Source organism: Streptomyces sp. 8K308 (genome assembly GCF_004348315.1).
In the GTDB taxonomy this organism is placed as follows: domain Bacteria; phylum Actinomycetota; class Actinomycetes; order Streptomycetales; family Streptomycetaceae; genus Streptomyces.
The window spans coordinates 1-9,073 of record NZ_SMKC01000291.1; the positions used below are offsets into that span (position 1 = coordinate 1).

Genomic DNA, 9,073 nt, shown 5'->3' on the forward strand with positions numbered 1-9,073 from the left:
CCCCTGCCCCGCCCCACCATTACGCGAAGGGCGAACGCCAGCCCTGACGACGGCGCGGAGCCGCGGAGCCGCGGCGGCGGCGGCGCGCCAGGCGGCTGCGCCGGCGGCCGGCGGCGCGGCCCTTTAACGACCTGCCGCCGGCAACAGTGGGCACACCCGCCGCACCAGCCGATCACCGGGGCCGCGAAGCGCGGCCGCTCGACTGCCTGCTGCCGGCCGCCGGCAACGCGCTGCCCGACACCAGCCGGCACACGCCCGCCGCACGACGCACCCGGGCACCACCCGAACCACAAACGCGAAGTGCGCCCTCCTGACGGCCCGCTGCCGGACACCGGCGACGCGGCTCAGTCACTCAACAACCCGCTATCGGACGCCGAGCACAGCCACCCGCGCCCGACGCGCGACGGAGGCGGCGCCAGCCGACCCCCGGCCGCGAAGCGCGCCCCTCAACAACCCACTGCCGGACGCCGAGCACGGCGACACGCAGCTACTGCCTGCGACAAACGCCGCAACGTGCGGCCCCTCAACAGCCCACTGCCCGACGCCGGCGGCGCGACGGCCAGGCCGGCTGCGAAGCTCGATCCCCAACGACCCGCTACCGGACGCCGGTCAAGGCGGCACACCCGAAGAACGCCGCGCCAGCCGCGACGGCCGATCGCCGGTGGGGCGTGCGGCGGTTTCTTGACGGCCGAAGGCCGTCGAGGCGGTGGACTGCGCACCGCGTCCGGCACGCGTCGCCGCGAAGTGCGGCTGCGGCGTCCTCGCCCGCCCCAGGCGCGACGGCACACCGTAACGGCCGCCCGCCAAGGGCGGCGCGGCGGGACGCCACCCCAGCGCTCAGGCCCGTCCGGCCCGAGGACGACCCGAGGACGACGTATTGACATGCGCACCACGTGCCCCTAGTTTCGACGCGCGAGGTTGAATCGTTTCACCGCGAGAAGGAGTATCGTGCTCCAGCTACGCGAGGTAACCAAGTCCTTCGGATCCGTCGCCGCCGTGCGGGACGTGTCCTTATTACTCGAGGCCGGCCGGGTGCACGCCCTCGTCGGGGAGAACGGCGCCGGCAAGTCGACGATCGTCAAGATGCTGGCCGGCGTCCACCAACCCGACACCGGCGCCGTCCTGCTCGACGGGCGGCCGACCCGGCTCGGTGAGCCGGCCGCGGCGTTGGCCGCCGGGATCGCCGTCATCTACCAGGAGCCCACCCTATTCCCCGACCTGTCCGTCGCCGAGAACATCTTCATGGGCCGCCAGCCCACCACCCGCCTCGGCCGCATCGACCGGGCCGCGCTACGCGCCGCCACCGTCCGGCTCTTCGAGCGGCTCGGCGTCACCGTCGATCCCGACCGGCCGGCCCGCGGCCTTTCCATCGCGGACCAGCAACTCGTCGAGATCGCCAAGGCGTTGTCCGTCGACGCGCGGGTCTTCGTGATGGACGAGCCCACCGCCGCGCTCTCCGGCGTCGAGGTGGAGCGGCTGTTCGCGGTCGTCCGCGGCCTGTGCCGGCGCGGCGCCGCGGTGCTGTTCATCTCGCACCGCTTCGACGAGGTCTTCTCGCTCTCCGACGACATCACCGTGCTGCGCGACGGCGGTTGGGTATCCACCGATCCCGTCACCGACGTGACGCCCGAGACCGTCGTGCGCCGGATGGTCGGCCGGGACATCGCCGCGCTGTTCCCGAAGGAGGAGACCGAGCCGGGCGAGACCGTGCTCGAGGTGCGCGGCCTTGGCCGGGCGGGCGTCTTCCACGATGTCGGCTTCTCGGTGCGCGCCGGCGAGATCGTGGCGCTCGCCGGCCTCGTGGGCGCCGGCCGCAGCGAGGTGGTGCGGGCCGTCTTCGGCGTGGACCGCTACGACACCGGCGAGGTCCACGTCGCCGGCCGCCGGCTGGCCCCGGGCTCACCCGCCCGGGCGATGGCCGCTGGGCTCGCGCTGGTGCCCGAGGACCGCCGTCAGCAGGGGCTGGTGATGGAGCTTTCCATCGAGCGCAACGCCACCCTCACCCGGCTGCGTCACCTGACCCGGCTCGGCCTGCTGACCGGCGGCGGCGAGCGGCGGGCCGCGGCCGAGTGGGCCGAGCGGCTGCGGGTGCGGTTCGGTCGGCTCGCCGATCCGGTGGCCACGCTCTCCGGCGGCAACCAGCAGAAGGTGGTGCTCGCCAAGTGGCTGGCGACCGGCCCGCGGGTGCTGATCGTGGACGAGCCGACCCGCGGCATCGACGTCGGCACCAAGGCGGAGGTGCACCGGACCATGTCCCAACTCGCCGGCGAGGGCCTGGCGGTGCTGATGGTCTCCTCTGAACTGCCGGAGGTGCTCGGCATGGCGGACCGGGTGCTGGTGATGCGCGAGGGCCGGATCACCGCCGAGCTGTCGCGGGACGAGGCGTCCGAGGAGTCGGTGATGTTCGCGGCCACCGGGCAGCGGGGGGTGGCGGCATGAGCGCGACCGGTACGGACGCGTCGGTGGCCCCGCCCAGCCAGCGGTCCGCGCGCCCGCGCCGCGGCGGCGGCCTGCGTCGGCTCGGCGCGGCCAGGGAGTTGGGGGTGCTGCTGGCGCTCGTCGTGCTGGTGGCGGTGACGGCGGCGTCCAACTCCCGTTTCCTGTCGTCCCAGTCGATCCAGGACGTGCTGCTGAGCGCCGCGATCCTGGTGGTGCTCGCGGTCGGCCAGACGCTGGTCGTCGTGACCCGCAACATCGACCTGTCGGTCGGTTCGGTCCTCGGCCTCGCGGCCTTCGGCACCGGCCAGTTGATGTCCTCGGCGCCCGGCACGCCGATCCCGCTTGCGCTGCTCGCGGGGCTGGCGCTCGGCGCGGTGTGCGGGGTGGTCAACGGCGCGCTGATCGCCGCCGCCCGGGTGCCGGCGTTGGTGATCACGCTGGGCACGCTGTACGTCTTCCGCGGCGTCGACCACAGTTGGGCGGCGGGAGAGCAGATCAACGCCGCTGACATGCCGCGTGGCTTCCTGGACTTCGGCACCGCCACGCTGCTCGGCGTGCCGGTGCTCGCGTTGATCGCGGTCGCGGTGCTCGCGGTGGTGGGGAGCTACCTGGGCTCGTACCGGGGCGGTCGGGAGCTGTACGCGATCGGTTCGGAGCCGACGGCGGCCCGGCTCTCCGGGATACCCGTCGGACGGCGGGTGTTCGGCGCCTTCGTGGTGAGCGGCACCCTCGCCGGGCTCGCCGGGGTGCTGCACGCGGCCAGGTTCGGCACGGTGGACGCCACGGTGGGCACCGGGCTCGAACTCCAGGTGGTGGCCGCGGCCGTGGTCGGCGGGGTTGCGATCTTCGGTGGCAGCGGGACGGTGTACGGCGCGGCGCTCGGCGCGCTGTTGCTGACCACCATCGGCAGTTCGCTCGCGGTGTTGCGGGTGGATCCGTTCTGGCAGCAGGCCGTGGTGGGCGGGTTGATCCTCGCGGCGATCGGACTCGATCGGCTGCTGGCGGCCCGCGTGGCCGGCCGGCGGGGCAGGAGGGTTTTCGATGGTGCGTGACACGCTCTACGCGAGTTCCCAGGAGGCGCGGGACCGCCGGGCTCGGCGGGGCGGCCTGCCGTCGCTCGTGCGGTGGGAGAGCGCGGTCGTCCTGGCGCTGCTGCTCGTGGTGGTGGGCGCGGGCCTCGGCGTGGACGGCTTCGCCGAGGCCCGCAACGCCAGGTTCCTGCTGCTTGACGCGGTGGCGGTGCTGCTGATCGCGCTGCCGGTGACGCTCGTGGTGATCACGGGTGAGATCGATCTGTCAGTGGCGAGCACGCTCGGCCTGTGCAGCGCGGTGATGGGCCAGTTGTGGCTCTCGGGCTGGCCGCTCGAGCTGATCGTGGTGGCGGTGGTGGCGCTCGGGGCGCTGCTCGGCGCGGTCAACGGGCTCTTCGTCACCGGCTTCGGACTGCCGTCGCTCGCCGTGACCATCGGCACGCTGGCGGCGTACCGAGGTCTCGCGTTCGTGGTGCTCGGCGACCAGGCGGTGGCCGACTTCCCGACCGACTGGACGAGCGCGGCCTCCGAGACGGTGGCCGGCGGGGCGCTGCCCTGGGCGATGGTGATCACGCTCGTGCTCGCCGTCGGCTTCGGCGTGACGCTGCACCTGACGCCGTTCGGGCGGCAGTTGTACGCCATCGGCAACAACGCCGAGGCCGCCGCGTTCGCCGGTGTCCCGGTGGCCAGGGCCAGGTTCTGGCTGTTCGTGGCCAGCGGCGCGGTCTCGGGTCTGGCCGGTGTCTACTGGACGCTGCGCTACGCGAGCGCCCGGGCCGACAACGGTGAGGGGCTCGAACTGGCCGTGGTGGCTGCGGTGTTGCTGGGCGGGGTGTCCATCTTCGGCGGTCGGGGCACGCTGCTCGGCGTGCTCGCCGGGGTGCTGCTGCTCGCGACGCTGCGCAACGCGCTGCAACTCGCCGACGTGCGGGCCGACACGCTCGACATCGTCACCGGTTCGCTGTTGATCGCCTCGGTCGTGGTGCCGAACGCCGTGGCGCTTGGCCGGGCCAGATGGCGCCGGCGCGCCACGTGACGGTGAGCCGGCCCGCCCGCCACGTGACGGGAGCCGGCCCGCCCGCCGGGCGGACGGCCGGCCCGCGCGGCGGAGCCGCCGCGGGGCACGGCCCCGCCCTGCGAAGGGCCGGAGAACCGCCCGGCCCCTGACAGGGCGCCAAGCCCCCCACGCACCGGAATCGCTCTGCCCCGTACGGAAGGAAGTGGTCTGATGTACCCGCACACCCCATGGCACCGGCGTCTGCCGCGCAGCGGAGCGGTCGCGGCCGTCACGGCCGTCGCGTTGCTCGCCACGGCCGCCTGCTCGGGCACCACGCGCGGCGAGCAGGAGTCGGGCGGCGGGGACGCCCGCTCGACGGCCGAGGCCGACCCCGACGCGCCGCTCGTCGAGGGGCTGAGCGTCGCCTTCCTGCCCAAACAGGTCAACAACCCCTACTTCACGGTCGCCAACCAGGGCGGTCGCGCAGCGGTCGAGGAGTTCGCCGGCGAGTACAAGGAGGTGGGCCCCTCGGAGGCCAGCGCCTCCTCGCAGGTGAGCTACGTCAACACCCTCTCGCAGCAGGGCACCGACGTGATCGTGACGGCGGCCAACGACCCCAACGCCGTGTGCGGGGCGCTCAACGCGGCCCGCGACGCCGGCGCGCGGGTGGTGACGTTCGACTCCGACGCGAGCCCGGAGTGCCGCGACCTGTTCGTGAACCAAGCGACGGCCGAGGGGATCGCCCAGATCCAGGTCGAGCTGATCGCGGAGCAGATCGGCGGCTCAGGGCAGATCGCCATCCTGTCCGCGACCCCCAACGCCACCAACCAGAACACCTGGATCGAGCTGATGGAGGAGGAACTGGCGAGGCCCGAGTACGCGGACATCGAGCTGGTGACCGTGGCCTACGGCAACGACGAGGACGAGAAGTCGTTCCAGGAGACCCAGGGCCTGCTGCGCTCCTACCCCGACCTGGCCGGCATCGTGTCGCCGACCACGGTGGGGCTCGCGGCGGCGGCCCGCTACCTGTCGGGCTCCGAGTACCGCGGCGAGGTGGCGCTGACCGGGCTCGGCACACCCAACCAGATGCGGGAGTTCGTGGCCGACGGCACGGTGGAGTCGTTCGCCCTGTGGGACCCGGCCGACCTGGGCTACCTGGCGGCCTACGCGGGAGCCGCGCTGGCCTCCGGGCAGATCACGGGGGCCGAGGGCGAGACGTTCACTGCCGGCGAGCTCGGCGAGTACGAGGTGGGCGCTGACGGGGTCGTGGTGCTCGGCCCGCCCACGGTCTTCGACGCGGAGAACATCGACGAGTTCGACTTCTGAACCGCGGCCGGGCGCCGTCGAGCCTCCGACTCGGGGGCGCGACGGCGCCGCGGCGGCCGCCGGCGAGCCCGCCGGCACGGGGTTCCTTAATCGGTGGCGCCATCCGGCGTGCTGTGGGGGAATGCGTGCATGCGTATCCGAGCCGTGCGTCCGGACGAACTGCCCGTACTTCAGGACATCGAGAGGGCCGCCGGGCGGCTCTTCGCCGACATCGGCATGCCGGAGATCGCCGAGGACGAGCCGCTGCCGCTCGACGAGCTGGCCCGCTACCACCACGCCGGGCTGGCCTGGGTCCTGGTCGACGACGCCGACGCACCGATCGCCTACCTGATCGCCGACCGCGTCGACGGCAACCTCCACGTGGAGCAGGTCTCGGTGCACCCGGACAGCGCGCGGCGCGGGATCGGCCGGTCGCTGCTCGACCATCTGGCGGCCCATGCCACGCGCGAGGGTGTCCCGGCCCTGACCCTCACCACGTTCGGCGAGGTCCCGTGGAACGCCCCCTACTACGCGCGCTGTGGCTTCGCGCTCCTGGACGGCGGCGGGCTGACTCCTGGCCTGCGGAAGATCCGCGAGCGCGAAGCGGCGCACGGCCTGGACCGGTGGCCCCGGGTGTGCATGCGCCGGGCTCTGTGACACCGCGATGCCGGCCGCGACGCCTCTCGTCAGTCCGTGAGGTCGTGGTAGAGCCGCGCGGCGATCAGGAAGAAGACCAGGAAGATCCCGGCGGCCCAGACCAGCGAGAGCCACACGTGGTGGAAGGCGGGGCCGCCGCCGAACAGCGCGCGCAGCGCGTCGATGGTGACGCTGACCGGCTGGTTGCGGGCGAAGGGCTGCAACCAGCTGGGCATGGTGGCCACCGGCACGAACGCGGAGCTGGCGAACACCAGGATGAAGAACGGCAGGATGCCCGCCACCTGGGCGGTCTCCGGGTCCTTGGTGAGCAGCCCGATGGTGGCGTAGATCCAGGAGAACGCGTAGCCGAAGACGAGCGCGAGCAGCAGCCCGAGCACGATCGACGGGAAGGCGGCGTGGAACCGGAAGCCGACGGCCGTGCCGAGGCCCACCATCAGCCCGAGGGCGAACACGCTGCGGGCGAGGTCGGCCAGGGTACGGCCGGCGAGGACGGCGGAGCGCGCCATGGGCAGGCTGCGGAACCGGTCCACAATGCCGCTCTGCAGGTCCTGGGCGAGGCCGATGGAGGTGGCCATCGCGCCGATCATCACGGCCTCAAGGAAGACGGCGGGCACCACGTAGTCGACGTAGGAGGCGCCGGGGATGGCGATGGCGCCGCCGATGGCGTAGCGGAACAGCAGGAGCAGCATGGCCGGCTGGATGGCGGTGAAGACCAGCAGCTGGGGGGTGCGGACCAGGCGCCGCAGGTTGCGTCCCGCGATGCCGGCGATGTCGCGGGCCGCGACGGCCGGGTTGGTGGCGGCCATCAGCCCCCGCCTTCGGGGGAGCGGCTGGCGCTCAGGTCGGGCGGTTCGTCGGGCGGCTCGTCGCCTGAGGCGCCGGTGAAGGTCAGGAAGACGTCGTCGAGCGAGGGGTGGCGCAGCGCCAGGTCGCGGAGCGGGACGCCGACCCTGCCGAGCTCCTGGCCGGCGGCGATCAGCGCGTCGGTGCCGCCGGTGGTGGGTGCGGTGACCCGCAGGGACTCGGGCTCGGTCTGGGCGTCGGCGCCCGCCACCCGTGACATGACCTCGGCGGCCCGGGACAGGTCCTCGCGGCGGGTGACCCGGACGTCCAGGACGTCGCCGCCCACCTGGGACTTGAGCTCGTCCGCGGTGCCCTGGGCGATGACCCGGCCGTCGTCGAGCACGGCGATGTGATGCGCGAGGAACTCGGCCTCCTCCATGTACTGGGTGGTCAGCAGCACGGTGGTCTCGCCGGCGACCAGTTCCCTGATGAACCGCCACAGCTGGTTGCGGGTGCGCAGGTCGAGACCGGTGGTGGGCTCGTCGAGGAAGAGCACGGGCGGCCGGCCGACCAGGCAGGCGCCGAGGTCCAGGCGGCGGCGCATGCCCCCCGAGTAGGTGCGCACCGGGCGGTCGGCGGCGTCCTGGAGGGCGAACGCCTCCAGCACCTCGCGGGCCCGCCGGCGGCGCTCGGCCCGGCCGATGTGGTAGAGCAGCCCGACGAGTTCCAGGTTCTCGCGGCCGGTGAGCAGTTCGTCGACGGCGGCGTACTGGCCGGCCAGGCCGATCCTGGAGCGCAGCGTGGCGGCGTCCTTGACGACGTCGCAGTCGGCGACCCTGGCCCGTCCCGAGTCCGGCCGCAGCAGGGTGGTCAGGACGCGCACCAGGGTGGTCTTGCCGGCGCCGTTGGGACCGAGGAGCCCGAGCACCCGACCGCGCTCCACGGAGATGTCGATGCCGTCGAGCGCCTTGGTGGCGCCGAAGCTCTTGGTCACCCCACGGGTCTCGATCACCGGCATGGGCGGCGCCTTTCCGGTCTCGCTGGCCAGCGGTCACCATTCTGCGGGCGGGCCGGGCGCGGCGCATCCGGAGTTCCGTAGGGTGCCGGCCATGGATCTCGACGCACTGGTGGGCAGGGCCAGGTCACTGGCGGGCGGCGGCGCGGCGCGGACGGTGCTCGGTCTGGCCGGGCCGCCGGGGGCCGGCAAGTCGACGCTGGCCCAGACGCTGACGGCCGCGCTCGGCGACGCGGCCTCCTACGTTCCGCTCGACGGCTTCCACCTGTCCAACGCGCAGCTCGACCGCCTCGGGCTGCGCTCCAGGAAGGGCTCTGAGCCGAGCTTCGACGTCTGGGGGTACGAGGCGCTGCTGCGCCGGCTGGTCGGCGAGCCGTCAAGGGAGGCGTACGTGCCGGACTTCGACCGGTCGCTCGACGAGCCGGTCGCGGCCCGCCACCTGGTGCCGGCCGGGGCGGCACTGCTGGTGACCGAGGGGAACTACCTGGCCTGTGACCTGCCGGGCTGGCGGGAGGCGCGGTCACTGATGGCCGAGGTCTGGTACGTGGACGCGGCGGCGGACCTGCGCGACGCGCGCCTGATGCGCCGGCACACGGGATTCGGCCGGGACGAGGCGGCGGCCAGGGCGTGGATCGACGGCAACGACCGGCCCAACGCCGATCTCGTGGAGCGGTCGCGGGACCGCTGCCACCTGGTGGTGACGTCGCTGACCGCCTGACCGCCTCGGGCGCCGGGCAACGCGCCGGCGTGCGCCCTGGTGTGACGGTTTCGCAGCCAACCACGGGGCCGGCGGGGACATTTCCGCGAGTAGCGTGAACAGCGGGTGGCCGATACGCGGCGGGGAGG

The 9,073-nt window shown here is 73.6% G+C and carries 8 protein-coding genes; 6 read left to right on the forward strand and 2 right to left on the reverse strand.

The genetic code is table 11. The features are described 5' to 3' along the window. Positions 1–918: 918 nt before the first annotated feature. The 5 genes from E1265_RS28525 (at position 919) to E1265_RS28545 (ending at position 6,429) form a co-directional block, all read left to right on the forward strand. Positions 919–2,439: a sugar ABC transporter ATP-binding protein gene (locus tag E1265_RS28525; RefSeq protein WP_132933877.1), complete on the forward strand. Its 1,521-nt coding sequence runs from the start codon at positions 919–921 to the stop codon at positions 2,437–2,439. Then, the gene (locus tag E1265_RS28530; RefSeq protein ID WP_132933878.1) at positions 2,436–3,491 is read left to right on the forward strand and encodes an ABC transporter permease; all 1,056 of its coding nucleotides are present in this window, start codon (positions 2,436–2,438) and stop codon (positions 3,489–3,491) included. The genes E1265_RS28525 and E1265_RS28530 overlap by 4 nt, the downstream gene beginning before the upstream one ends. Then, complete coding sequence (locus E1265_RS28535) at positions 3,481–4,506, forward strand: ABC transporter permease (protein ID WP_132933879.1); 1,026 nt, start codon at positions 3,481–3,483, stop codon at positions 4,504–4,506. Before E1265_RS28530 ends, E1265_RS28535 begins: the two co-directional genes overlap by 11 nt. Before the next feature lie 192 nt (positions 4,507–4,698). After that, on the forward strand, positions 4,699–5,793 hold the full coding sequence (rhaS, locus tag E1265_RS28540) for a rhamnose ABC transporter substrate-binding protein (RefSeq protein WP_132933880.1): 1,095 nt from the start codon (positions 4,699–4,701) through the stop codon (positions 5,791–5,793). 129 nt (positions 5,794–5,922) lie between these two features. Next, entirely contained in the window at positions 5,923–6,429 is a 507-nt protein-coding gene (locus E1265_RS28545; protein ID WP_132933881.1) for a GNAT family N-acetyltransferase, read from the forward strand. A gap of 29 nt (positions 6,430–6,458) precedes the next feature. Here E1265_RS28545 and E1265_RS28550 read toward each other — a convergent pair whose 3' ends face one another. Next, entirely contained in the window at positions 6,459–7,235 is a 777-nt protein-coding gene (locus tag E1265_RS28550) for an ABC transporter permease (RefSeq protein WP_132933882.1), read from the reverse strand. Then, positions 7,235–8,230 (reverse strand): ATP-binding cassette domain-containing protein, encoded by a 996-nt coding sequence (locus E1265_RS28555; protein ID WP_132933883.1) that lies wholly within the window; start codon positions 8,228–8,230, stop codon positions 7,235–7,237. Before E1265_RS28555 ends, E1265_RS28550 begins: the two co-directional genes overlap by 1 nt. Before the next feature lie 91 nt (positions 8,231–8,321). Between E1265_RS28555 and E1265_RS28560 the strand changes: the two genes are divergently transcribed. Continuing rightward, complete coding sequence (locus E1265_RS28560; RefSeq protein WP_132933884.1) at positions 8,322–8,945, forward strand: nucleoside/nucleotide kinase family protein; 624 nt, start codon at positions 8,322–8,324, stop codon at positions 8,943–8,945. The last annotated feature ends 128 nt before the right edge of the window (positions 8,946–9,073 follow it).

Excerpts from the sequence above, each read along its gene's own strand:
- E1265_RS28550 (WP_132933882.1), bottom strand. The coding sequence starts at position 7,235 with ATGGCCGCCACCAACCCGGCCGTCGCGGCCCGCGACATCGCCGGCATC.
- E1265_RS28555 (WP_132933883.1), bottom strand. The coding sequence starts at position 8,230 with ATGCCGGTGATCGAGACCCGTGGGGTGACCAAGAGCTTCGGCGCCACC.
- E1265_RS28560 (WP_132933884.1), top strand. The coding sequence starts at position 8,322 with ATGGATCTCGACGCACTGGTGGGCAGGGCCAGGTCACTGGCGGGCGGC.
- E1265_RS28530 (WP_132933878.1), top strand. The coding sequence starts at position 2,436 with ATGAGCGCGACCGGTACGGACGCGTCGGTGGCCCCGCCCAGCCAGCGG.
- E1265_RS28535 (WP_132933879.1), top strand. The coding sequence starts at position 3,481 with ATGGTGCGTGACACGCTCTACGCGAGTTCCCAGGAGGCGCGGGACCGC.
- E1265_RS28545 (WP_132933881.1), top strand. The coding sequence starts at position 5,923 with ATGCGTATCCGAGCCGTGCGTCCGGACGAACTGCCCGTACTTCAGGAC.
- rhaS (WP_132933880.1), top strand. The coding sequence starts at position 4,699 with ATGTACCCGCACACCCCATGGCACCGGCGTCTGCCGCGCAGCGGAGCG.